We start from the raw sequence: 22,882 nt of genomic DNA, 5'->3' as shown, positions 1-22,882 counted from the left end.
CCGAAATTTCCATCGACTTGCGTGAACTAATGCTCAGTCCGGCCAGACGGTGGGAGCGTCGTCGTTCTTGTCCCGGGCCCGGGCCCGGCGCCCCAGCCAGAGCGCGGTGCGTCCAACTGCGTAGAGCCAGCCGAACACCGCCACCAGCAGCAGCACATCGCCCCACCAAGGCCGCGCCGTCTGACTGTCGCCATAGAAGGCCAGCACCAGCAGCACCGCCACCAGGTGCGCGCAGAACACCGGCAGCGATGCCGAGCCCATGGCTTCGAGCCGGCGCATTCGCGGGATGCGCCGCATGAAGGCCGGCCCGAAGCGCACTGCGAGGATGCCGAGCACCACGAGGTTGACGATGCGCAGCGGCCCGAGCTGCCACTTGTCGAACAGCAGGTTCATCTGCTCGTCGCCGCCGAAGGGCGCCTGGCCATTGATACCGTGGTGCCGCCACCAGAAGCCGTACAACGCTGCCGCCGCGGCCAGCGCCACCAGCCAATTCGGGAACCGGAACGGCTTCGCATCGGGCGCGTTGCGGCTCGCCCCCATCCACAGCCCCGCGAACCACAGGAACTGCCAGGCGAAGGCATTGAAGGCGCCCATCTCGTGGAAGGGCACGGGCAGGCCGAGATAGCGCACCGCCAGCTCATAGAGCCGCTCGCTCAGCCCGAACTGCGCCAGCGCCCACAGCGTCGCGCTGGCGACCACCACGCCGGTCCAGCCGTGGCGCAGCGCGAAGGCCAGCACCCACGGGCTCATCAGCATGAAGAAGATGTACATCGGCAGGATGTCGAGCAAGGCCGGCTCGTACACCAGCAGCAGCGAGAAGACGAAGGCTTCGGACGGATCCGCGAGGTAGTAGGAGAGCAGGTTCGTCACAGCCGGCTGGTCGATGCGCGTGCCGACCGTGCCGATGATGGTGAAGAGGAACAACAGCGTCGCCGCCTGCGCCATGTAGACCTTGAGCGCGCGCCGCCAGAAGGCGCGGCGCATCGAATCGACGCCCTGCCGCTGCCCGATGCGCGTGTAGACCAGCCCGGCGACGAAGGCCGACAGCAGGACGAAGCCCTCGGCCGCCGAGACGAAGCCGAAGGGCTGCCCCAGCGGATCGGTGAAGCGCGTCGGCAGGTGGGTGACCGTCATCAGCACGAGCATCAAGCCGCGCAGCGCATCGATTTCCCAGTAGCGATTCATCGGAGGGGTGCCGGGCGTCATTGCTCGGCGGTCAGGCAGGTGGATTCGCTACGGCGCCAGCTTGCGGATCGCGTCGATCACGACCTGGCTGTAGTTCTGCCAGGTGTAGCTGGCCGCATGCTGCATCGCCGCCTCTTTCATCGCGGGAAGCTCTTGCCGGTTCTGGTTGAACCAGGCGAGCTTCTCGGCGATCTTCTCGGGCGAGCGGATGGGCACCAGGAAGCCGGTCTTGCCCTCGATCACGAGATCCTCGCCGCCGGTGTTGGGCGTGATGACGACCGGCAGGCCCTGGCTCATCGCCTCCTGCATCACCAGCGCGCGCCCTTCGTAGAGCGAGGGCAGGCAGAAGACGTCGCAGCTGCGCATCAGCTTCAGCACCTCGGCATGCGGGCGGCCCTTCTCGTGCGTGAAGCCCGGGTACTGGCTGCGGTAGAAGGCCAGGTCGTTGAGCAGGGAGCCCATGACGACGAGCTCGATGTTCTCGCCCTTGAGCAGCTGCATGGCCTGGAACAGGTCGGCCAGGCCCTTGCGCTGGCCCATGGAGCCCACGAAGAGCACGCGCAGCGGCCGCGACGGATCGGGCGCCTCGCGCGAGGGCGTGCCGGTCGTTGCCGGCGAGCCGAAGGGCGACAGCACCTTGGCCTTCTGCGCGGCCCAGGAGGGCAGCGAGTCGGCCACGAAGCGGCTGGGCACCACCACCAGGTCGGCCAACGCCAGCTCCTGCGCCTTGCGCTCCAGCTTGGCCGGCGAGTCGGACATGCCGCCGCCCATGGCGCCGGCCCAGGCCGGCAGGCGCTGCAATTCATCCTCCATCAGCCGGCGACCTACTTCCCAGAAGGAAATGGGCAGGTCGTAGACGCATTTCAGGTCCAGCGCTTTCGCGGCCTTGAAAGTGTCGAGGGCGGAGTCCTCGTAGGTGTAGACGGCGCCCAGGCCGTACTGCCGGTGCACCCCCGGCAAGACCCCGGCGGTGAAGCGATCGAAATCCTGCAGCACGCCGTCGATCGAGGCAAAGCCATTTTCGTGGCGCAGCGGATAGCTCCAGCCGACCTTGTTGCACACGGCCCGCGCTACCTCGCGCCAGGGGTGCTGGAGGATTTTCTCGCGCGGCACCTTGAAGCGCCGCCGCAGCAGGTCGCGGCTCAGCCCCTCGGGCACCAGCTTCAGTGCAAAGCTGTCCGGCGATACGGCGAGCGTGGTCGAGAAGCGGGCCAGCATGCCGGCTGTTTCCAAGCCATCGAGCATTGCGCGCACATTCTGGTTGCCTGCAGGGTGGCTCAACAACAGTTTCATATCGATCGATCATAGTGGAGGCCTATGGCGTGCCAGGGGCGAACGCGCCGAGTTGCGCTACGCTCGCGCCCCGAAGGAGAAGTCTGTTGAAAACGAGAACGACAACGCGTGCCCTCGCGGCCGCCGCACTGGCCTTTATCTCTCTCGGCGCCCATGCGCTGCAGATCACCAGCCTCTCGCCGCAGGGCGAGGTGGCGCGCATCCGGCAGGTGGTGGCCAAGTTCGACCAGGCGGCCGTCAACTTCGGCGACCCCAAGGCACCCGCCCCGCTGGCCGTGAGCTGCACCGACGCGCAGGCGGCCAAGGGCACCGGTCGCTGGACCGGCGAGAAACAGTGGGTGTACGACTTCGAGAACGACCTGCCGCCCGGCGTGCGCTGCACGGTGACACGGGTGAGATCGTTCAAGTCGGCTTCCGGCGCCGACCTCACCGGCCCGGAGCGCTACCAGTTCAACAGCGGCGGTCCCTTCGTGCGCAACCACCAGCCGAGCTACGGCAAGATCGACGAAGAGCAGCAGTTCATGCTCGAACTCAACGGGCCGGCCACGCTCGAGAGCGTGCGCGAGAACGTCTGGTGCCAGGCCGACGGCGTCGGCGAGCGCATTCCGGTCAAGCTCGTCGAGGGCGAGCAGCGCACTGCCCTGCTCAAGGCCTTCAGCCGCGACAAGGAAGCCGAGAAGGCGCCGCTGCGCTTCGTCACGCTGCAGTGCAATCGCACGCTGACGCCGGGCGGCCGCGTGCAGCTGGTCTACGGCAAGGGCGTCGCCACGCCCTCGGGCGTGCTCAACAACATCGAGCGGCGGCTCAGCTTCCAGGTGCGCGAGCCCTTCGCCGTGTCCTTCAGCTGCGAGCGCGAGAGCGCGCAGTCGGCCTGCCTGCCGCTCAAGCCGATGGTGCTGCAGTTCAATGCGCCGGTGTCGCGCAAGCTGGCGGCGCAGATCACGCTCAAAGGCGGCGGCAAGACGATCAAGCCGAAGTTCGACGACGAGAACGCCGCCGAGGATGCGGTGGTCGACTCGGTGAGCTTCCCACCGCCTTTCGCCGAGCAGACGCCCTTCACGATCGAGCTGCCGGCGAAGTTCGTGGATGCCTCGGGCCGCGCGCTGGCCTCGCCCGACAGCTTTCCGCTCAAGGTCGCGACCGGCGCCATGCCGCCGCTGGCCAAGTTCGCCGCCTCGCCTTTCGGCGTGGTCGAGCGCCTGGCCGAGCCCGGCGGCGCGGCGCTGATGCCGGTGACGGTGCGGCGCGTCGAGCCCGCGCTGCAGGTGCAGGCGCTCACCCCGGGCAAGGTCAGCGACATGAACCCGAAGACCGACGCCGAGATCATCGCGTGGTTTCGCAAGGTCCGGCGCTATGACAGCAATTACACGATCGACCGCAAGGAGGCCGCGCGCGACGTGAAGGGTGCGTTGCCCAAGGTGATCGACAAGGACGAGCGCGAGCGCATCCAGACCCGCATGGTCTCGTTGCTCGGCGGCCAGGCCAACGTGAAGACGCTGGACATGCCCAAGGCCGAGGGCGGCGATCCGCGGCCCTTCGAGGTGATCGGCATCCCGCTCGCGCCCGGCTTCCACGTGCTCGAGATCGCATCGCAAAAACTCGGCGACGCGCTGCTCGACGAGCGCTACGGCACCGGCCGCACGATGTACGTGCGCACCACGGCGCTGGCCACCAACCTCGCGGTGCACTTCAAGCTGGGGCGCGAGAACGCGGTGGCCTGGGTCACGACGCTGGACAAGGGCAAGGTGGTGGCCAACGCCGCCGTGCGCGTCTCGGACTGCAACGGCCGCGAGGTGGCCGCGGGCAGCACCGATGCGCGCGGGCTGGTGCAGCTCGCCGGCATCGCGCCGAACGCGCCGAGCTGCTCCACCGAAGACGACTACAGCGGCGACGCTTACTTCGTGAGCGCCCGCGCCAAGGACGACAAGGGCGTGGAAGACCTCGCCTTCACCTGGAGCGACTGGCAGCGCGGCATCGAGCCCTGGCGTTTCAACGTGCCGACCAGCCTGGAGCCGCAGGCCGACCGCGTCGCCCACACGGTGTTCGACCGCACGCTGCTGCGCGCCGGCGAAACCGTGTCGATGAAGCACCTGATCCGCACCCAGACCAGCAAGGGCTTCGGGCTGCCGCAGACCCTGCCGGACACGCTGGTCGTGACGCATGTGGGCAGCGGCCAGCAGTACACCCAGCCGCTCAAGTGGCGCAAGACCGCGACCGGCGGGCAGAGCGGCGAGAATACTTTCGCGATTCCGTCCGCGGCCAAGCTCGGCGTCTACCAGGTCGAGCTCAAGAGCGGCAAGGAAGGCACGGACGGCGACCAAGGCGGCATGCGCAGCTCCAGCACCGGCCAGTTCCGCGTCGAGGAGTTCCGCCTGCCGGTGCTCGAAGGCCGCATCGCGCCCAGCGAGAAGAAACCGCTGGTGGCCGCGACTTCGCTGCCCACCGAGGTGCAGATCAACTACGTGGCCGGCGGCGCCGCGGCCAACCTGCCGGTGCGCGTGTCGGCGGCGGTGCGAGGCAAAAGCCTCTCGTTCGCCGACTTCGACGCCTTCAGCTTCTCGCCGCCGCGCAAGGATGGCCTCATCGCGGTCGACGCCGACGAATCCGATTCGGCCGCACAGGACCTGCGGGTGATCGCCGACAAGCTGCCGCTCACGCTCAGCAAGGACGGCGCCGGCAAGCTCACGATCGAGAAGATTCCCGTTGCCAAGGCCACGCCGCGCGAGCTGCTGCTCGAAGCCACCTACTCCGACCCCAACGGCGAGGTGCAGACCTTGCGCAGCGTGCAGACGCTGTGGCCCGCGGCCGTGATCGCCGGCATCAAGACCGAGGGCTGGGTCTCGACCAGCCAGAAGCTCAAGTTCCAGGCGCTGGCGCTTGGACTGAGCGGAAAGCCGCAGGAAGGCGTGACGCTCAATGTGCGTGCCATCGCGCGCATCACCACCACCAGCCGCAAGCGCATGGTGGGCGGCTTCTACACCTATGACAACAAGACCGAGGTCAAGGAGATCGGCACCGTGTGCAGCGGCAAGAGCGATGCGCGCGGCCTGCTGCTGTGCGAGGCCGAGCTCAAGGAAGCCGGCCAGGTCGAACTGATCGCCAGCGCCACCGACAAAGACGGCCGCGACAGCCGCGCCGCGAGCTCGGTCTACGTCACGAAGCAGGGCGAGCTCTGGTTCGGCGGCGAAGACCACGACCGCATCGACGTGCTGCCCGAGAAGAAGAGCTACCAGCCCGGCGAGACGGCCAAGTTCCAGGTGCGCAGCCCCTTCCGCTTTGCGACTGCGCTGGTGTCGGTGGAGCGCGAGGGCGTGATCGAGACGCAGGTGGTGCAGCTCAACGGCCAGGATCCGACGGTGAGCCTGCGGGTCAAGCCCGAGTGGGGGCCCAACGCCTACGTGAGCGTGCTCGCGCTGCGCGGCCGGCTGCGCGAAGTGCCGTGGTACAGCTTCTTCACCTGGGGCTTCAAGGCGCCGCGCGAATGGTGGACCGCCTTCTGGTACGAGGGCAAGGAGTACGTGGCGCCGACCGCGCTGGTCGACCTGAGCAAGCCGGCCTACCGGCTGGGCCTGGCCGAGATCCGCGTCGGCACGCAGGCGCATCAGATCGAGGTCAAGGTGTCGAGCGACAAGCCCAGCTATCCGGTGCGCGGCAAGGCGCTGGTCACCATCTCGGCCAAGCTGCCCGACGGCAAGCCAGCCGCCGGCGCCGAGGTGGCGCTGGCCGCGGTCGACCAGGCGCTGCTGGAACTGATGCCCAACGACAGCTGGAAGCTGCTCGAAGCCATGCTGCAGCGGCGCAGCTGGGGCGTGAGCACCTCGACGGCGCAGATGGAAATCGTCGGCCGTCGGCACTACGGCCGCAAAGCCGTGCCCGCGGGCGGCGGCGGCGGCAAGGGCCAGACGCGCGAGCTGCTCGACACCCTGCTCTTGTGGAACCCGGCGGTGGTGCTCGACGCCAACGGACAGGCCACGGTGACGGTGCCGCTCAACGACGCGCTGACCACCTTCAAGATCGTCGCGGTGGCCGACGCGGGCACCGGCCTGTTCGGCACCGGCCAGACCTCGATCCAGGCCACGCAGGACCTGCAGATCGTCAGCGGCCTGCCGCCGCTGGTGCGCGAGGACGACCAGTTCCGCGCCCAGATCACGCTGCGCAATACGACGCAGAAGGCGATGAAGGTCGAAGCCACGCCGCGTGCCACGCTCCTCAAGCTGGAGGCGCAGACGGTCGATATCCCGCCCGGCGAGGCGCGCGAGCTCGCATGGAGCGTGACCGCGCCCGCGCAGCTCGCGCAGACGCGCGCCGAGGCGCTGCTGTGGGAGATCGAGGCCAAGGACACGATCGGCGGCGCGCGCGATGCGCTCAAGCTGCGCCAGCGCATCGTGCCGGGCGTGCCGCTGACGGTGCAGCAGGCCACGCTGGTGCAGCTCGACGGGCCCTTCACGCTCGACGTGGCGCCGCCCGCCGACGCCCTGCCCGGCCGCGGCGGCTTGAAGCTTTCCCTGCAGCCCCGGCTGGCCGAAGGCCTGACGGGCGTGCGCGACTGGTTCGCCGCCTACCCCTATGCCTGCCTGGAGCAGAAGGCCAGCAAGTCCATCGGCCTGCGCGACGGCAAGGCCTGGCAGACGGTGGTGGCGCAGCTGCCGAGCTACCTCGACAGCGACGGCCTGGCCAACTACTTCCCGCCGCGCGACGGTGAAGCCAACCGCGGCAGCGACATCCTGACGGCCTACCTCCTCGCGGCCACGCACGAAGCGGCGGCGCTCGATCCGGCCTTCGCGCTGCCCGATGCGGCGCGCGCGCCCATGGAGCAGGGCCTGATCGCCTTCGTCGAAGGCAGGATCCAGCGCGAGTTCTGGAGCCCGCAGAAGGATCTCGACGTGCGCAAGCTCGCCGCACTGGAAGCGCTCTCGCGCTACGGCAAGGCGCAGGGCCGCATGGCCGGCAGCATCACCATCGCGCCCAACCAGTGGCCGACCAGCGCCGTCATCGACTGGCTCAACATCCTCAAGCGCGTGCAAGATGTGCCGCAGCGCCAGCAGCGCATGGCCGAGGCGGACAACATGCTCAAGGCGCGCCTGTCTTATCAAGGGACCAAGCTGGTCTTCAGCACCGAGCGCGAGGACTACTGGTGGTGGCTGATGACCAACGGCGACGTCAACACCGCACGCCTGCTGCTCACCGTGCTGGACGATCCGGCCTGGAAGGACGACATCGGCAAGCTGGCCACCGGCTTCATCGGCCGCCAGCAGAACGGCGCGTGGCACACCACCACCGCCAACCTGTGGGGCGGGCTGGCGCTGGAAAAATTCTCGAAGCAGTTCGAAAGCGTGCCGGTCGCGGGCATCACCGCGGCCAACCTCGGCGCCATCAAGGCCCAGGTGGACTGGCGCAAGGTCGAGCGCATCAAGACCAGCGACGCCGGCGGCGCGCCGAACCAGACCACGGCCTTCGGCGCCCCCGCCTCGCCGGGCAACCTGCGCAACAACGCCATGTTCCTGCCCTGGCCGGCATCGAACGCGGCGCGCGACACTTTGCTGGTCACGCAGTCCGGCAGCGGCAAGCCCTGGCTCACGCTGCAGTCCATCGCTGCCGTGCAGCTCAAGGCGCCTTTCGCGGCCGGCTATGCGATCAAGAAGACCATCACCCCGGTCGAGCAGGCCGTGCAGGGCATCTACACGCGCGGCGACGTGCTGCGCGTGAGCCTGGAAGTCAACGCCAGCGCCGACATGACCTGGGTCGCGATCACCGACCCGATCCCCGGCGGCGCCACCATCCTCGGCGGCGGCCTGGGCCGCGATTCGCAGATCGCGACGCAGGGCGAGAAGCGCTCCGGCGCCGGCTGGCCGGCTTTCGAGGAACGCAGCTTCGAGGCCTTCCGCAGCTACTACCAGCACCTGCCGAAGGGGGTGGTGAAGATGGAGTACACGGTTCGCCTGAACAACGTCGGGGACTTTGCGCTGCCGCCGAGCCGGGTCGAGGCCTTGTATGCGCCGGAGATGTTCGGGGAGGTGCCGAATGGGCGGGTGAAGGTGGAGGCGGCGAGGTGAAGAGTGGCCCGCGCATGCCGACATGGCGCCCTGAGCAAGCCCCATGAAGCTCACAGTCCTGCCCCTCACGCCCGAGCGCTGGCCTGACCTCGAAGCGCTGCTCAATGCCAAGGGGTGCTCGGTGGCTCGTGGGTGCTGGTGCATGCACTACCGCCGAAGCGGCGCTCAAGGAGCCTTGCCCTCAGGGACAACGCGTGCTCAGGCCGATCGCGCGGACCTGAGAGAACTCGTGGACGCCGGCACGCCACCAGGCCTCATCGGCTATCGCGGCAAAGTCCCGGTCGGCTGGGTATCGCTCGGTCCACGCGAGGAATATGCCAGGCTCAAGCGCTCACCCGTGATGAAGGCGGTCGACGACCGGCCCGTCTGGTCGATCATCTGTTTCGTTGTGCCATCCGAGCATCGCGGCCAGGGCGTGGCGCAGGCGCTCCTCGACGGAGCCATTGCCTACGCCAGGAAACAGGGCGCCAAGCTGCTCGAGGCCTACCCCGTGGACAAACCCGGCCGGGCCAATGACGATCAGATGTGGTTCGGTGCCAAGTCGATGTACGACCGCGTGGGCTTCAAGGAAGTTGCGCGTCGCAAGCCGCAGCGGCCCGTCGTGCGCCTCAAGCCCACTTGAGCCGTCAACGTCTCAGGTGCCTCAAGTTTCCGCGTTGAGTTGCCGGCCTCCCGGCAATTGAGCAAGAATTCCTGCGATCGAAGGAGAACGCAAATGCCAAAGGGATACTGGATCGCCCGGGTCGACGTCGCCGACACGGAGGCCTACAAGGCTTACGTCGAAGCCAATGCAAAGCCTTTCAAGATGTTCGGGGCGCACTTCCTCGTGCGCGCCGGCCGCTTCGAGAATCCCGAGGGCACCAGCCGCACGCGCAACGTCGTGATCGAGTTCCCGTCGTACCAGGCTGCCCTCGACTGCTGGAAGTCGGCCGAGTATCAGGAAGCGCTCAAGTTGCGTGTGCCTGTTTCCACCATCGACCTGGTCATCATCGAGGGCTACGACGGTCCGCAACCGTCTTGATGCCAGGGCCGCATGTGACCCGGCCAACCTGTCGTTTCAGCGAATCACCTCGTCCGATCGGTTTCCGTTCGCAGGCCGATTCGTTCGCGGCTGAAGGCTTCGCGCTCGTCCCGGACGTGCTACGGGCAGAAGAATGCGAATCCATCTCTGTCCACTTGCAACTCAGCACACCCTCAGGCGGCACGCGTTGCCTGCTGCCGCAATCGTGGTGCGCCTCGCTGGCGCGGCGCCTTCGCCAGCACATGGCCCCATCCTTGCTGGTTCCGACGGAGCATGTTGCCGTCCAATGCACGTACTTCGAGAAGTCCCTCGCACACAACTGGCTGGTGCCCATACACCAGGATCTCAGCATTCCCGTCGCTGATCGGGTCGACGAACCAAGCCTTCGCGGCTGGTCGGAAAAGGAGGGATCGCTCTTCGTTCAAGCGCCTGTCGACCTCCTGGAGCAATTGGTCGCCGTGCGCGTCCATCTTGACGCCTGTACAGCGGATGACGGCCCTCTTCGTGTTGTCCCTGGTTCGCATCTTCACGGCCGCATTGAGCCCAACGTTGCCGTTCTCACCCGCAACCCAGCCACAGAGATGAGGTGCCAAGCCGAGCAAGGAGCGGCCCTCGTCATGCGCCCCCTGCTGTTGCACGCGTCGTCCAAGGCCGCAGGCAAGAGCCGCCGTCGCGTCCTACACTTCGTCTTCGGCCCGCGTTCACTCCCGCATGGTCTGCGGTGGCAGTATGCGGTCTAACCCTTCCAACAGGCGGACCTGTCTCGGCGATCCGGGTCGGGCCGCTCTCCTCGATCGCTAGGTGCATCAATCGTGGCAACGCCTGAATCCATTCATCGTCTGTTGTCGGTGGCTGCCACCTTGCTCGATCATGCGGCGAGCGAGATTCGCGACGCAAAACTCGCACCGGTGCGAGAGAACATCGAACGGGTTGGCGAGGCCTTGGCGGAGATCAGCGAGCTACGACAACGGGTCTACGAAGTTGCGCCGGAGCTCATGCCGGAGTACCTCAAACAACCCAGCGAACACTCTGAGTCGAACCGCCTGCTGACGCGGTACATGTTCCAGGCATCGGAGTATGAGCTCGCCGGAGATCTCGAGAGCGCTGTCGAAACCTTCCAGGAGTACATCACCCTCGAGGAGTCAGCATTTCACCGAGACATCGCTGCGGGGGAAATCGAACGGCTGCGGAATGCAACAGGCTAACCCGTCCTATCAATCAAGCAAACGCCCAGCGGCGCCGCTTGCGTCAACCCTTAGGCGCTTTCTTCACACCCCTCATGAAGGCACCCGCACCCATCGTCGCAACCGGCGGCTGCTTCTGCGGAGCAGTCCGGTTCCGCTGTGGGGGCACACCACGAAGCGTCGTCCAATGCCATTGTGGGCAGTGCCGTCGTTTGAGCGGCGCCGCGTTCACCACCTGGGTGAGTTTCGCCAAGGAAGCACTCAGCCTCTCAGGGCAGGCTTCTCTTTCAGTCTTCCAGGCCACCGAGAATGTCACGCGCCACTTTTGCAAGGTCTGCGGCTCGCACGTCTACACCAGCGACGCTCGCTTCTCCAATGTAGTTGGCGTTCCCGCGGGCGCTATCGAGGGCGAGCTACCGGCCAAACCCTCCGCTCACTACTTCGTCAGCCACAAGGCAGCATGGCACACCATCAACGATGCCTTGCCTCAGTTCGGAGGAGAGTCAGGTTTCGAGCCACAAGATGCCTGAACTTCTTTCGATAAGAACGCCTGCCTTCGATCTTTTCCTCCACTTCACCTCGATGGATACCCCATGACCCGAAAACTCATCAGCTCCGGTTCCACCTTCGAAGAGCAGATCGGCTACTCGCGCGCCGTCGTCGATGGCGACTGGGTGTTTGTTTCAGGCACCACGGGCTTCGACTACGCAACGATGACCATCTCGGACAGCGTGGTCGAGCAGGCCGAGCAGTGCCTGAAGAACATCGAGTCCGCGCTGCAGCGGGCCGCTGCGAACATGAAGGACGTGGTGCGTGTCACCTACGTGCTGCCGAACGGCGCCGAGTTCGAATCATGCTGGCCGGTGCTGCGCAAGTACTTCGGCGAGGTGCGCCCGGCGGCGATGATGATCTCTGCCGGGCTGGCGGACCCGCGCATGAAGATCGAGATCGAAGTCACGGCCCGGAAGCGTTCACAAGCCTGAAGCCGGCAGTCGCAGCTCACGCAATTCTCATGAACCCCATCACGCTCCACGCACTCGAAAGCTTCCCACAACAACTGGAGGCGCACTACGCCGCCATTCCGGCGGCGTTCAAGCACTGGGCACCGCCGTCCTGGGATGGCGTGCCCAGCGAAGCATTTACCGCCATCGAGCAGGTCTGCCATGTGCGCGACATCGAGATCGAGGGCTATCACGTGCGCTTCCAGCGCACGCTGAATGAGTCCAACCCCTTGCTCGCATCCATCGAAAGCGAGGAGCTTGCCAAGTCGCGCTCCTACGCCACGGCCGATACGGCCGCCGTCTTCGCCTCTTTCAGGGAGGCACGCACGAAGACCCTCGCGCTCATCACCGGTCTGACCGACGAACAGTTCGATCGCACTGCAATGTTCGAAGGCTACGGCCCGCTGTCGCTGCGCAGCCTGGTGCACTATCTTTGCAGCCATGACCAGCAGCATCTGGCGGGCCTGCAATGGCTGCTTGGAAAGATCGAAGCCTCGCGTGTTCACGCCAGTTGACGCTCACCCACCGAAAGAATCCATGTCGAATATCGCCTCCCCCAAGCAAATCGCTGCTTCGCTCACCGAGTTCTGGTCGCCGCGCGTCGTCGCGGAGGTCGACGACGCCTACATCAAGGTCGCCAAGGTTCACGGCTCGCTGGCCTGGCACAGCCATGAGAACGAGGACGAGCTCTTCCTCGTGCTCAAGGGTCACTTGCGCATCGAAATGGAAAGCGGCCCGGTCGAGCTCGGCGAAGGCGAGATGTTCGTCGTTCCCAAGGGCGTACGCCACAACCCGGTGGCCGAAGAGGAATGCCATCTCATGCTGATCGAGCGCAAGTCGACGCTGCATACGGGCGATGTCGTGACCGAGAAGACCCGCTCGCTGAGCGAGCAGTTGCGTCCCGTGTGAGCAACCGAATCACTCCCCATGCATGACGAAGATTGGTCTGTAGCCTGCGTGGCGCTTCCCGGCGAATCACGCGTCGCTCGCGCGTACGCGACGACGGACCTGGCCGACGCCTACGCGGTCCGCCTGCCGAAGGATGCGATCACCGATCCCGAGCTGCTGGCGCGTTTTCTCTTCTCCCAGCAAGCGCCGTGGATCGCAGGTCTGATGCGAATCCGTGATGCGCTCGTTGCCGGCTTCGGCCTCAAGACATCAGGCCAGCTGAAAGGCCCTTCTGCCGGTTCGCGCAACGACAAGCGCATCTCGATCTTCAAGATCTATGAGAAGGGCACGCACGAAATCCTGCTGGGCGAAGACGACAAGCACCTGGACTTCCGGGTGTCGGTGTTGCACCAGACGCGGACCGTCGCCACGGAAAGCGCGCCCTACCTGGTCGTGTCCACCGTCGTGCATTGCCACAACCTCCTGGGGCGCACGTACATCCGGCTCATCGCACCCTTCCATCGATTGGTGGTTCAGTCCATCATGCGCAGAGCCGCTCGTGCCGGGTGGCCGGCTCTTTCGCGAACCGAGTGAGGGGTAGCCCGCACATGACGGACTTCTACGACGAACTCGCTCCCTTCTATCACCTGATCTACCAGGACTGGGATGCCAGCGTTCGCCGGCAAGGCGAGCAGCTCTCCAAGCTCATCGAGTCCGAATGGCCAGGCCACAGGAGCGTGCTGGACGTGTCCTGCGGAATCGGGACGCAAGCCATCGCGCTCGCAGAGCGTGGCTATTCGGTGACCGGCTCGGACCTGTCCGCCAAGGAGATCGAGCGAGCAGGACATGAAGCGCGCGCCAGGAAGATCGATATCGATTTCTCGGTGGGCGACATGCGCGAGGCGCACGCTCTTCACGGCTCGCGCTTCGACCTGGTCATCTCGTGCGACAACTCCGTGCCGCACCTGCTCACCGACGATGATCTTCTGCTTGCGTTCCGGCAGATGTTCGCTTGCCTGCGCACGGGTGGTGGATGCATCATTTCCGTCAGAGACTATGCGCTGGAAGCGCGAGGCAAGAATCTCGTCAAGCCCTGCGTTCGCACCGAGAACGGCAAGCGCTATCTGCTGTTCCAGGTCTGGGACTTCGTGGGCGAGCACTACGACCTGAGCTTCTTCTTCATCGAGGAAGATCTCTCCACTCTGGAAGTCGAGACACACGCCATGCGGTCGAAGTACTACGCCGTTTCCATCGACAAGCTCTGCGAGCTGATGCACAAAGCCGGCTTTCAGGACTTCAAGCGTGTCGATGGGGCTTTTTATCAGCCCCTCGTGATCGGAACCAAAGCCACCGAGCAGAACCGCCTGCCCAACAGGAGTGAAGAGTGAACCCCCAGATGATCCTGGTCGCCGGCCCCTACCGTTCCGGCACGAACGACGACCCTTTGCTCATCGCCCGGAACGTCGCGGCGATGACCGAAGCCTCGCTCCAGTTGTTCCGCGCCGGCCACCTGCCCGTCATGGGCGAGTGGTTCGCGCTTCCGCTCATCGAGCACGCGGGCTCCAAGCGCATTGGAGATGCCGTGTTCAACGAGATCTTCCACCCCATCTCGCGCAGGCTGGTCGCCCAGTGCGATGGCTGCCTGCGCATCGGCGGTGCGTCTGCGGGCGCCGACGAGATGGTGGCCCTCGCCAGGCAGCACGGAAAGGCCGTGTACTACGCGCTCGAGGAAATACCCGGTGCCGACACGCCGCTATGACATCGCCGTGGGTGGTCTCGTCATCCTGATCGCGGCCTTCTATTTCATCTACGCCGCGCTCGGTTCCTACGTGCGGCAGTCGCAAGCGCATTCCTCCTTCATCCCCGTCGGCGCAACGGTCGTCGAGGCCTCGGTTCGATCCAGCGGCAGCACGGCGGCCACGCATGGCGAATCCTTCTCGCCGCGCATCGTCTACCGCTACAACATGGGCGGTAAGGCGTACCAGAGCGATCGCTACTTCTTTGCCGGCGACGGATGGCGCGATGCCGCTTCGGTGGAGGCGGTCGTGGCGCGCTTCCCGGTGGGAAGCTCGGTGCATGTGTATGTGGACAAGGCCGATCCCACGCAGGCCGTGATCGACAGAAGCAAACCCCGGCTCGGCGTGCTGCTGTACCTGCTTCCCATCGCAGCTCTGGGGCTTGGCTTTTTGGCCTACGGCTTGCGCAAACGAAAAGAGACGCGCTAAAACGCGGGGCGTGATGTCCCTCGACCGCTTCGCGCTTATCACTGTACTGGCGGCCATGCTCACCGCATGTGCGCCGATGCACGGCACCGGCTGCGCAAGCGGAGAGCAGGCGCTCGTCCACGATTCGCTGTTCTTCGGTACCGGCAAACCCCGCGGCGGCGTGGTGACGCCCGCGGAATGGGCCGAGTTCCTGAAAGGCACCGTCACGCCGCGCTTTCCGCAGGGCCTGACCGTGTCGCCCGCGTCAGGGCAGTGGCGCGGCGCCGATGGCGCGATCGTTCAAGAGGCGTCGCAGGTGCTCCAGCTCATTCATCCCGACGACACGGCCAGCGAGAGCGCCGTGCAGGAACTCGTCGCGGCGTACAAGGCGCAGTTCCAGCAGGAGGCCGTGCTGCGCGTCAAAGCAATGGCCTGCGTATCCTTCTAGACTTGAAGACCGAACTCATGGAGCGACCATGTGCAGAAACATCAAGACGCTGTTCAACTTCGAACCTCCCGCGACGGAAGATGAAATACGGGCTGCGTCCCTGCAGTTCGTGCGCAAGCTCAGCGGCTTCAACAGCCCGTCCAGGCTCAATCAGGAGGCTTTCGACCGCGCGGTGGAAGACGTCGCGACCGCGGCCCGCGTCCTGATCGAGTCGCTGGTCACCACCGCCGATCCGCGCGACCGCGAGATCGAGGCCGAACGGGCGCGCGCCAGGTCGGCGAACCGATTCGGGGCGCAGCTATACCGGCCCTTGAAGGAAGCTTCATGAACTTCGGCATCCTGGTCTTCGAGCAAGTCGAGGAGCTCGACTTCGTGGGTCCGTGGGAAATGCTCACCATGTGGAGCCGGCACGCCGACGGCCCGCAGAACTGCCTCATCGTGAGCCAATCGCCCGGGCCCGTCACTTGCGCGAAGGGCTTGTCGATCACCCCGCATGTGTCCTTCACCGATTGCCCCGCGCTGGACTACCTGCTCGTTCCAGGGGGTCAAGGCACGCGCCGGGAAGTCAACAACCCCGTGTTCGTCGACTTCGTCGCCCACCAGGCAAAGAACTGCAGAGCGGTGATGTCGGTCTGCACCGGCGCCTTCGTGCTGCACGCGGCCGGCCTGCTCTCGGGCAGGAAGGCAACGACGCACTGGGGCTCGCTGGAGCGCCTGCGCGCGCTCGGCGACGTCGAGGTGCTTGAGCAGCGCTACGTGCAGGACGGCAAGGTCTGGACGTCGGCGGGCGTTTCCGCCGGTACCGATCTGATGCTCGCCTTCATTGCCAGCGAAGCCGGTGAAGAGGCTGCCGGCAAGGTGCAGTTCGGCGCGGAGTATTACCCCTCTTCCACCAGGTACGGCGGCTACGAGAATCATGCGCAGGCACCGGCCTACATCAAGAACACGAGAGCCGACCCATGACAGCCCAGCCGCTCCCCTCCGTCGAAGCCGTCCAGCATATCCTGAACCCGCTGTTCCCTGGCCTGATGGGCGTGCGCATCGTCGCGCTCGAAGCGGAGCGCGTGGTGGCCGAGCTCGCCGTGCGGCCCGATCTCTGCACCACCGGCGCCATCCTGCATGGCGGGGCCTACATGGCCTTCGCCGACACGCTCGGCGCGGTCGGTACCTTCATCAACATGCCGCAGGGCAAGCGAACGACGACCACGGACTCAAGCACCAAGTTCATCGGCGGCGCGCGCGCGAACACGACGATCACGGGCGAATGCCTCGCCCTGCACCGCGGGCGGACCACCATGGTGTGGCAGACGACGATCCGCTCCGCCGAAGGCAAGCTGTGCGCCGTCGTCACGCAGACGCAGCTGGTCATGGATGCCTAGCGGCAGAGCTTCATGAAAGGCGCATCCGTCGTCGTGAGATTGCTCGGTCCCGAAGAGGCCGAGGTGCTTGCGAACGTAGCGCCGGACGTGTTCGACTTCGATGTGCAGTCGAAGCTTGCCGAGGAGTTTCTGAACGATCCGCGGCACCATCTGGCGGTCGCGCTGGATGGCGAGCAGGTCGTGGGCATGGCTTCCGGCGTCCACTACATCCACCCCGACCAGCGTGCGCAGCTCTTCATCAACGAGGTCGGCGTCGCGCCCAGCCACCAGCGCCGGGGCATCGGCCGCCGGCTGGTCGCGGCATTGCTTTCGCGCGCCAGGGCGCTGGGCTGCACCGAAGCCTGGGTTGCCACGGAGCCGGATAACGAGGCGGCTCGCGGCCTGTACGCGGCGGCGGGCGCCATCGAAGATCCGGAGCCCTTCGTCCTCTACGCTTTTCCGTTGAACCAGAAAGGACCTTGATGCGCACGCTGATCTTCATCGTCGGAGGGTTCGTGCTTCTTGCGGCATGCCTGGGTGTGGCAAAGCTCCTGTCCAACGGCCTCGCGGATGCCATGCGCACGGCGACCATTGCCTTCGTGGCGCTCTGGTTCGTGATCGCCGCGGTCAACATGTGGATCGGGGTGGCGAAGGCCGGCTACTCGGTGGCCGAGGAGCTGCCGATCTTTCTGCTGATCTTCGCCCTGCCGGCGGTCGCCGCCGTGCTCCTCAAGTGGAAAGTCCTTTGAGACTGCCATGAACCAGGAACTCTCACGACTCGCGGCCGAACTCGGCATCGATGCGCAGCAGCACGAGCCGCTTCGCCTCGCCTTCGGTCTTGCCTGTGTTCGCCGCGTACAGACCCTGCTCGAAGACCCCAGAGCGATCGACGGCGTCTCGGCTCTGGCGGCCTTTGTCGAAGGCCGGTCGGATCGGGCCGCGCTGCTCCAGGCCGCGCAGGAGAGCGCGGCCGTGGCCAACAGCCATCGCGGCTCCAACTCGATCGACGGCTCGGCCCATGCGGCAGTCTCCGCGACCTACGCCGTGGCCAAGGCACTTGCCGGACAGGCTCTCGAAGCGGCGGGCTATGCTGCCTATGCCTCGGTCTATGCCTATGGCGGCTATGCGGTCAACGACCCGACGGCCTTCGAAGCCGAGCACACTTGGCAGGTTCAAACACTCAGGGAGCTGGCTCACTCGTGCACCTCAGGTTGAGGCGCGCACCATGGAGGTCCACTCATGATTTCGCGTCACTGGCGAGGCTTGGCGAAGCCGGCCCAGGCAGATGCCTATGTCGAGCATCTGCGCATCGAGACCTTTCCGGCGCTGAACACGATGCCCGGATTCATCAGCGCATCGATATTGCGTCGCTCCCAGGCGCTGGGTGTGGAGTTCCTGGTCGTCACCCAGTGGGCATCTCTCGAGGCGATCCACGGTTTCGCGGGCGAGGATGCGGAGACGGCTGTCGTTCCCCGGAAAGTACAGGACATGATGGTGGAGTACGACCGAAGCGCTCGCCACTACGAAGTGGTGTTGTGAAGGAGGCTGCATGGACACCGATCTGGACAACATGTCGCGCGACCAGCTGGTCGCCGAAGTGAAGAAGTTGCGCCATGGCATCCGCGAACATCGCGACAGCACGGGCCACGAGCTGTGCTGGCATCACCCGGCCTTGTGGGCGCTGCTGCCCGAGCGCTCGGATCCGGTCCCTGTCGTGCCCGACTGGCCACAGTTCCTCCGGGGCTGCCTGCGCTACCGCGAATCGCTGGACAAACAGCTTCCGCAAGCGCCCCGCAGCAGCGAACCCTACCGAGACTGACATCTGCAAGAAAAGGAGACTTCGTGCCAAACCCCTCTGTTCTCGAAGGCGGCTGCCAATGCGGCTCGGTTCGCTACCGCATCACGGGCGATCCGGTGATGGCGGCGCTGTGCCATTGCTCGATGTGCCGGCGCGCGAACGCGGCGCCGGCCGTGGCCTGGGCGATGTACCAGGAATCGCAGGTGGTTTTTCCCGACAACGGGCCGGCCCTCTACGAGTCGTCGCCGGGTGCGCGCCGCGGCTTCTGCGCGCGCTGCGGCACGCAGATCAGCTTCACCGCGGACTACATTCCGGGGCTCATCGACATCACGATCGGGAGCCTGGACGACCCCGGCCGGGTGCCGCCCACGCTCCACTACTGGGAGTCGAAGCGCCTGCCCTGGGTGCACTTCGCCGACCCCCTGCCTCGCTACCCGGAGTTTCCGCCCACGGAGTAGGCAGTATCCCTGCGTCAAGAAGGAGAGCAATCATGACAGTCCTGGTTACCGCAGAAGTCCAAGGCCAAACCCGGCAGGGTTACGAAGGCATGTTCAGCGCACTCTCCGACGGTCTCAAGCAGGCGCCGGGGTTCGTGCTTCACACCGCGCATCCCATCGAAGGGGGCTGGCGCATCATTGAAGTGTGGCAATCGAAAGCGGAGGCGGATCAGTTCTTCGCGAAGCAAGTCGCCCCTCACCTGCCGCCTGGAATTCACCCCAAGCGTTCAATCCAGGAGCTTCACAGCCTGCTGAGGTCTTGATCGACGATCGATCAATAGCGGTACGGATTCCCCGGCCGGCTGTCGTAGCGATTCGGCACACCGTCTCCATCGCGATCGCGGTCGTAGCGGTTGGGTATGCCGTCGCGGTCCCTGTCGCCATAGCCCTGTCCCGGCGCGCCGTGATAGCGCGGCGGCGGGCGGCCGCTGTCGTAGGGGACGGCCACGCAGCCGGCCAGGGTGGCGGATGCAACGAGCAGTGCGAGCAGTGTTTTCATCTGGTTCTCCTTGAGTTTCGGTCAATCGGGTAGCCCCGACGAAGCCATCATCGGCTGCGCCGGTGTCCGGCCGGTATCCGCCCTTCGCCTTTGCGTGAAGCTGGTTACCGGATGTGCCCATCCAAGATGCTCAGTACGCCGCGCTGCCGCAACCGGCGCGGGCACCTGTTCGCGAGTAGGCCCAGACCGCTTTCATGCATCGGCATGCAACTTGCGGCGCTTCGAAAAGCAACCCGGAGGCATCGATGAACACCCGCTACCCCGGCCCGCTGCCCGCGCACGGCCGCTTCGACTACCAGCCCATCACGCGCCGTGTCGATCATGCGTGGCCGAATGGCGCGCGGCTCGCGGTCTATATCGGCTTCAACCTCGAGCACTTCGCCTTCGGCGAAGGCATGGGGGCCTGCATCGGTCCTGCGGCGCCGCATCCCGACGTGCTCAACTACGCGTGGCGCGAATACGGCAACCGCGTGGGCGCGTGGCGCTGCCTCGAACTCTTCGACAGCCTGGGCCTCGCATCGAGCACGCTGCTGAACACCGCTCTCTATGACCACTGTCCCGAACTCGTGGCGGCCTCGGTCGCGCGCGGCGACGAGCTCATCGGCCACGGTCATACCAATTCCGAGCGCCAGGCTGACATGGATGAAAGCGCCGAAGCCGCCCTGCTCGCGCAGTGCCGCGCACGCATGCGCGAGGAAAGCGACCGGGCGCCGGTGGGCTGGCTTTCGCCGTGGATTTCGGAAAGCCGACTCACGCCCGACCTGCTCGCCGAGGCCGGCTACGGCTACACGCTCAACTGGTGCCACGACGACCAGCCGGTGCCCATGCGCACGCGCAGCGGCCGCACGCTGTGGTCGGTGCCCTACCCGCAGGAGCTCAACGACATCCCGATGATCGTCGCGCGCCAGATGGACGCCAAGGACTTCGCGCAGATGATCATCGACAACGCCGACGAGATGCTCGAACAGTCGCGCCGCCAGCCGCTGGTGATGGGCGTCGCGCTGCACCCCTACATCGTCGGGCAGCCCTACCGGCTGCGGCACCTGCGCCGCGCGCTGTCGCACCTGGCGCGCATGCGCGACCGGGGCGAGGTCTGGTTCACCACGCCAGGCGCAATCTGCACGCACGTGCAGCAGGTGGCCGCCGGCTAGGACGCGGTGGCTGGCTGTGGCAAGCTAGCGGCCCCATGCCACGCACCCGAGCCGCCCTGCTGGCGCTGACAACACTGCTTGCCGTCCTCGCCGGCGAGGCGCAGGCATTTGCCAGCTTCGACGAAGTGCGGCGCGAGTTCCGCCCCTCGGACACGCGGGTGCTCGACCGCAACGGCGAGCTGCTGCAGCGCGTGCGCACCGACCCGCAGGTGCGCCGCGGCCAGTGGATCGCGCTGGCCGAGGTGTCGCCGGCCCTGCGCACGGCCATGGTGCTGAGCGAGGACAAGCGCTTCTACGCGCACAGCGGCGTCGACTGGCGCGCGATCTCGGCCGCGGCCTGGGGCAATGCGTGGAACACGCGCACGCGTGGCGCATCGACCATCACGATGCAGCTCGCGGGCCTGCTCGACGACGATCTGCGGCGCGGCAGCGGCGGGCGCAATCTCACGCAGAAGCTCGGGCAGACCGTGGCGGCGCAGCAGCTGGAGCGCAACTGGCGCAAGGACCAGATCCTCGAGGCCTACCTCAACAGCGTGCCCTTCCGCGGCGAGATCGTCGGCATCGATGCCCTCTCGCGCACGCTGTTCGGCAAGGCGCCGCACGGGCTCGACGCGCGCGAGGCGGCGGTGGCGGCGGCGCTGGTGCGCGCACCCAATGCGAAGCCGGCGCTGGTGGCGCAGCGCGCCTGCGAGGTGTTGCGGGCGATGGAAGCGGGCACCAAGGTGGATTGCGAGGCGCTGGATATGTTTGCGAGTGCGGCTTTGCAGCGCAAGGCCTTCGAGGCGAGCGAAGGAATCGCACCGCATCTGGCGCGCCGCGCCCTCACCCCAACCCTCTCCCAGAGGGAGAGGGAGCAAGACGGGATCCGCACGACGCTGCGCGCGCCCTTGCAGCGCTTTGCACTTACCACGCTGCAACGCCACCTGCGCGAGCTGCGCGGCCGCAATGTCGAGGACGGCGCGCTGGTGGTGCTCGACAACGCGAGCGGCGAGGTGCTGGCCTGGGTCGGCTCCTCGGGCGAGCTGAGCCGCGCGGCCGAAGTCGACGGCGTGCTCGCGCAGCGCCAGCCGGGCTCCACGCTCAAGCCGCTGCTCTATGCGCAGGCCATTGCCGAACGGCGGCTCACGGCGGCCTCGCTGCTCGACGACTCCTCGGCGCAGATCAGCACCGCGAGCGGGCTGTATATCCCGCAGAACTACGACCGCCAGTTCAAGGGCCATGTGTCGGTGCGCACCGCGCTGGCGGCCTCGCTCAACGTGCCGGCCGTGCGCACGCTGGTGATGGTGTCGCCGGCCTCCTTTGCGCGCCAGCTGCGCGCGGTGGGCTTGCCGCTGGCGCAGAACGGGGACTACTACGGCTACAGCCTGGCGCTGGGGAGTGCGGAGGTGTCGCTGCTGGGGTTGACGAATGCGTATCGGACGCTGGCGAATGGGGGGAGGGTTGGGGAGACGCGGTTCTTGATGGCGCGCGTGCCCCCATCCCCGCCTTCCCCCAGAGGGGGAAGGAGCGACAGCCCTGCGATCGATCCGCGTGCTGCGTTCATCGTGGGCGACATCCTCAGCGACGCCAATGCGCGCGCCCGCACCTTCGGCCTCGACAGCGTGCTCGGCACGCGCTTCTGGAGCGCGGTGAAGACCGGCACCAGCAAGGACATGCGCGACAACTGGGCCATCGGCTGGTCCGAGCGCTACACGGTCGGCGTGTGGGTCGGCAATGCGAGCGGCGCGCCGATGTGGGATGTGAGCGGCACCAGCGGCGCGGCGCCCGTGTGGGCCGAGCTGATGGGCTTTCTGCATCGCAACGAAGCCAGCCGCACGCCCGCGCCGCCGCCCGGCCTGGTGCGCTCGCGCGTGCGCTTCGGCGACGAGCTCGAAGCGGCGCGCGACGAATGGTTCATTGCGGGCACCGAGCAGCCGCTGTTCGCCATCCCCGGCGCCGCGGCCGAGTCGGCGCCGCGCATCACCGCGCCTTCGGACGGCACCATCATCGCGCTCGACCCCGACATCCCGCCGCGTCACCAGCGCGTGCGCTTCGAAGCCGAAGGCCGTGGCCTGCAGTGGCGCATCGACGGCAAGCTCTTCGCGCGCGGCAGCAGCGCACAGTGGCTGCCCTGGCCGGGCCGGCACGTGGTGGAGCTTGTGGATGCGCGCGGCCAGGTGCTCGACCAGGTCAAGCTCGAGGTGCGCGGCGCCGGCGTCGTGGCCAACGCCAAGCGCTAGGGCGGCAAGCTGATCCTGAGGGCGCTCAGGACACCGGTGTGCGCCAAAACCCTGAACCGCGTGTCCTACGCCGGCTTGGGGCA

29 protein-coding genes are annotated in these 22,882 nt (G+C 66.5%); 26 read left to right on the top strand and 3 right to left on the bottom strand.

Annotated elements, in window-relative coordinates:
• Positions 1-33: 33 nt before the first annotated feature.
• Positions 34-1,185 (bottom strand): OpgC domain-containing protein, encoded by a 1,152-nt coding sequence (gene opgC, locus ACSQ89_RS07070; RefSeq protein WP_436292686.1) that lies wholly within the window; start codon positions 1,183-1,185, stop codon positions 34-36.
• Positions 1,186-1,233: 48 nt separating this feature from the next.
• Complete coding sequence (locus ACSQ89_RS07065) at positions 1,234-2,478, bottom strand: glycosyltransferase family 4 protein (RefSeq protein ID WP_093106728.1); 1,245 nt, start codon at positions 2,476-2,478, stop codon at positions 1,234-1,236.
• An 83-nt stretch (positions 2,479-2,561) separates the two neighbouring features.
• On the opposite strand from ACSQ89_RS07065, the gene ACSQ89_RS07060 reads away from it, so the two are divergent.
• The 24 genes from ACSQ89_RS07060 (at position 2,562) to ACSQ89_RS06945 (ending at position 19,193) form a co-directional block, all read left to right on the top strand.
• Positions 2,562-8,531 carry an alpha-2-macroglobulin family protein gene (locus tag ACSQ89_RS07060; protein WP_436296617.1) on the top strand — a complete coding sequence of 1,990 codons (5,970 nt, stop codon included), beginning with the start codon at positions 2,562-2,564 and terminating at the stop codon, positions 8,529-8,531.
• Between the two features lie 229 nt (positions 8,532-8,760).
• A complete protein-coding gene (locus ACSQ89_RS07055) occupies positions 8,761-9,153 on the top strand; it encodes a GNAT family N-acetyltransferase (protein WP_436292574.1) in 393 nt (130 codons plus the stop codon).
• Positions 9,154-9,246: 93 nt separating this feature from the next.
• Complete coding sequence (locus ACSQ89_RS07050) at positions 9,247-9,552, top strand: DUF1330 domain-containing protein (protein WP_093106734.1); 306 nt, start codon at positions 9,247-9,249, stop codon at positions 9,550-9,552.
• Positions 9,552-10,292, top strand: coding sequence for a phytanoyl-CoA dioxygenase family protein (locus ACSQ89_RS07045; protein ID WP_436292685.1), 741 nt, complete (start codon positions 9,552-9,554; stop codon positions 10,290-10,292). The genes ACSQ89_RS07050 and ACSQ89_RS07045 overlap by 1 nt, the downstream gene beginning before the upstream one ends.
• Positions 10,293-10,364: 72 nt before the next feature.
• Positions 10,365-10,757: a hypothetical protein gene (locus ACSQ89_RS07040; protein ID WP_436292573.1), complete on the top strand. Its 393-nt coding sequence runs from the start codon at positions 10,365-10,367 to the stop codon at positions 10,755-10,757.
• Between the two features lie 74 nt (positions 10,758-10,831).
• Positions 10,832-11,266: a GFA family protein gene (locus tag ACSQ89_RS07035; protein WP_436292572.1), complete on the top strand. Its 435-nt coding sequence runs from the start codon at positions 10,832-10,834 to the stop codon at positions 11,264-11,266.
• 63 nt (positions 11,267-11,329) lie between these two features.
• The gene (locus ACSQ89_RS07030) at positions 11,330-11,719 is read left to right on the top strand and encodes a RidA family protein (protein ID WP_093106742.1); all 390 of its coding nucleotides are present in this window, start codon (positions 11,330-11,332) and stop codon (positions 11,717-11,719) included.
• 29 nt (positions 11,720-11,748) lie between these two features.
• A complete protein-coding gene (locus ACSQ89_RS07025) occupies positions 11,749-12,252 on the top strand; it encodes a DinB family protein (RefSeq protein WP_093106744.1) in 504 nt (167 codons plus the stop codon).
• Between the two features lie 22 nt (positions 12,253-12,274).
• Positions 12,275-12,646 carry a cupin domain-containing protein gene (locus ACSQ89_RS07020; RefSeq protein WP_093106747.1) on the top strand — a complete coding sequence of 124 codons (372 nt, stop codon included), beginning with the start codon at positions 12,275-12,277 and terminating at the stop codon, positions 12,644-12,646.
• A gap of 18 nt (positions 12,647-12,664) precedes the next feature.
• Positions 12,665-13,219, top strand: coding sequence for a DUF2867 domain-containing protein (locus ACSQ89_RS07015; RefSeq protein ID WP_436292571.1), 555 nt, complete (start codon positions 12,665-12,667; stop codon positions 13,217-13,219).
• Positions 13,220-13,233: 14 nt separating this feature from the next.
• Positions 13,234-14,013, top strand: a complete 780-nt coding sequence (locus ACSQ89_RS07010) for a class I SAM-dependent methyltransferase (protein WP_436292570.1) — start codon at positions 13,234-13,236, stop codon at positions 14,011-14,013.
• Positions 14,010-14,384: a DUF4406 domain-containing protein gene (locus tag ACSQ89_RS07005; protein WP_212733658.1), complete on the top strand. Its 375-nt coding sequence runs from the start codon at positions 14,010-14,012 to the stop codon at positions 14,382-14,384. The genes ACSQ89_RS07010 and ACSQ89_RS07005 overlap by 4 nt, the downstream gene beginning before the upstream one ends.
• Positions 14,365-14,850, top strand: coding sequence for a DUF3592 domain-containing protein (locus ACSQ89_RS07000; RefSeq protein WP_170855589.1), 486 nt, complete (start codon positions 14,365-14,367; stop codon positions 14,848-14,850). Before ACSQ89_RS07005 ends, ACSQ89_RS07000 begins: the two co-directional genes overlap by 20 nt.
• A 13-nt stretch (positions 14,851-14,863) precedes the next feature.
• A complete protein-coding gene (locus ACSQ89_RS06995; RefSeq protein WP_093106760.1) occupies positions 14,864-15,277 on the top strand; it encodes a DUF3574 domain-containing protein in 414 nt (137 codons plus the stop codon).
• Positions 15,278-15,305: 28 nt separating this feature from the next.
• Positions 15,306-15,605, top strand: a complete 300-nt coding sequence (locus tag ACSQ89_RS06990; RefSeq protein WP_093106762.1) for a DUF2277 domain-containing protein — start codon at positions 15,306-15,308, stop codon at positions 15,603-15,605.
• Positions 15,602-16,240, top strand: a complete 639-nt coding sequence (locus tag ACSQ89_RS06985; protein WP_436292569.1) for a DJ-1/PfpI family protein — start codon at positions 15,602-15,604, stop codon at positions 16,238-16,240. Before ACSQ89_RS06990 ends, ACSQ89_RS06985 begins: the two co-directional genes overlap by 4 nt.
• Positions 16,237-16,656: a PaaI family thioesterase gene (locus tag ACSQ89_RS06980; RefSeq protein WP_093106769.1), complete on the top strand. Its 420-nt coding sequence runs from the start codon at positions 16,237-16,239 to the stop codon at positions 16,654-16,656. Before ACSQ89_RS06985 ends, ACSQ89_RS06980 begins: the two co-directional genes overlap by 4 nt.
• Before the next feature lie 12 nt (positions 16,657-16,668).
• Positions 16,669-17,118 (top strand): GNAT family N-acetyltransferase, encoded by a 450-nt coding sequence (locus ACSQ89_RS06975; protein ID WP_093106772.1) that lies wholly within the window; start codon positions 16,669-16,671, stop codon positions 17,116-17,118.
• A complete protein-coding gene (locus ACSQ89_RS06970; protein ID WP_093106775.1) occupies positions 17,118-17,384 on the top strand; it encodes a hypothetical protein in 267 nt (88 codons plus the stop codon). Before ACSQ89_RS06975 ends, ACSQ89_RS06970 begins: the two co-directional genes overlap by 1 nt.
• A 7-nt stretch (positions 17,385-17,391) precedes the next feature.
• The gene (locus ACSQ89_RS06965) at positions 17,392-17,850 is read left to right on the top strand and encodes a hypothetical protein (protein ID WP_436292568.1); all 459 of its coding nucleotides are present in this window, start codon (positions 17,392-17,394) and stop codon (positions 17,848-17,850) included.
• 24 nt (positions 17,851-17,874) lie between these two features.
• Positions 17,875-18,174, top strand: a complete 300-nt coding sequence (locus ACSQ89_RS06960) for an antibiotic biosynthesis monooxygenase family protein (protein ID WP_093106780.1) — start codon at positions 17,875-17,877, stop codon at positions 18,172-18,174.
• 10 nt (positions 18,175-18,184) lie between these two features.
• Positions 18,185-18,454: a hypothetical protein gene (locus ACSQ89_RS06955; RefSeq protein ID WP_093106783.1), complete on the top strand. Its 270-nt coding sequence runs from the start codon at positions 18,185-18,187 to the stop codon at positions 18,452-18,454.
• Positions 18,455-18,477: 23 nt separating this feature from the next.
• A complete protein-coding gene (locus tag ACSQ89_RS06950) occupies positions 18,478-18,891 on the top strand; it encodes a GFA family protein (protein ID WP_436292567.1) in 414 nt (137 codons plus the stop codon).
• Positions 18,892-18,923: 32 nt separating this feature from the next.
• Positions 18,924-19,193: a hypothetical protein gene (locus ACSQ89_RS06945; protein ID WP_093106785.1), complete on the top strand. Its 270-nt coding sequence runs from the start codon at positions 18,924-18,926 to the stop codon at positions 19,191-19,193.
• 11 nt (positions 19,194-19,204) lie between these two features.
• Here the strand turns inward: ACSQ89_RS06945 and ACSQ89_RS06940 are convergent, their stop codons facing one another.
• The gene (locus tag ACSQ89_RS06940; protein ID WP_436292566.1) at positions 19,205-19,429 is read right to left on the bottom strand and encodes a hypothetical protein; all 225 of its coding nucleotides are present in this window, start codon (positions 19,427-19,429) and stop codon (positions 19,205-19,207) included.
• Positions 19,430-19,674: 245 nt separating this feature from the next.
• Here ACSQ89_RS06940 and ACSQ89_RS06935 point away from each other — a divergent pair, with 245 nt between their 5' ends.
• The gene (locus ACSQ89_RS06935) at positions 19,675-20,580 is read left to right on the top strand and encodes a polysaccharide deacetylase family protein (RefSeq protein ID WP_093106791.1); all 906 of its coding nucleotides are present in this window, start codon (positions 19,675-19,677) and stop codon (positions 20,578-20,580) included.
• Positions 20,581-20,615: 35 nt separating this feature from the next.
• Positions 20,616-22,799 carry a penicillin-binding protein 1C gene (gene pbpC, locus ACSQ89_RS06930; RefSeq protein ID WP_436292565.1) on the top strand — a complete coding sequence of 728 codons (2,184 nt, stop codon included), beginning with the start codon at positions 20,616-20,618 and terminating at the stop codon, positions 22,797-22,799.
• Positions 22,800-22,882 lie beyond the last annotated feature (83 nt).

This window comes from Variovorax sp. LjRoot175 (assembly GCF_964253805.1).
Lineage (GTDB): Bacteria > Pseudomonadota > Gammaproteobacteria > Burkholderiales > Burkholderiaceae_C > Variovorax.
Note: the sequence above shows the minus strand (reverse complement) of the source record. Positions and strands in the feature narration are given on the sequence as shown.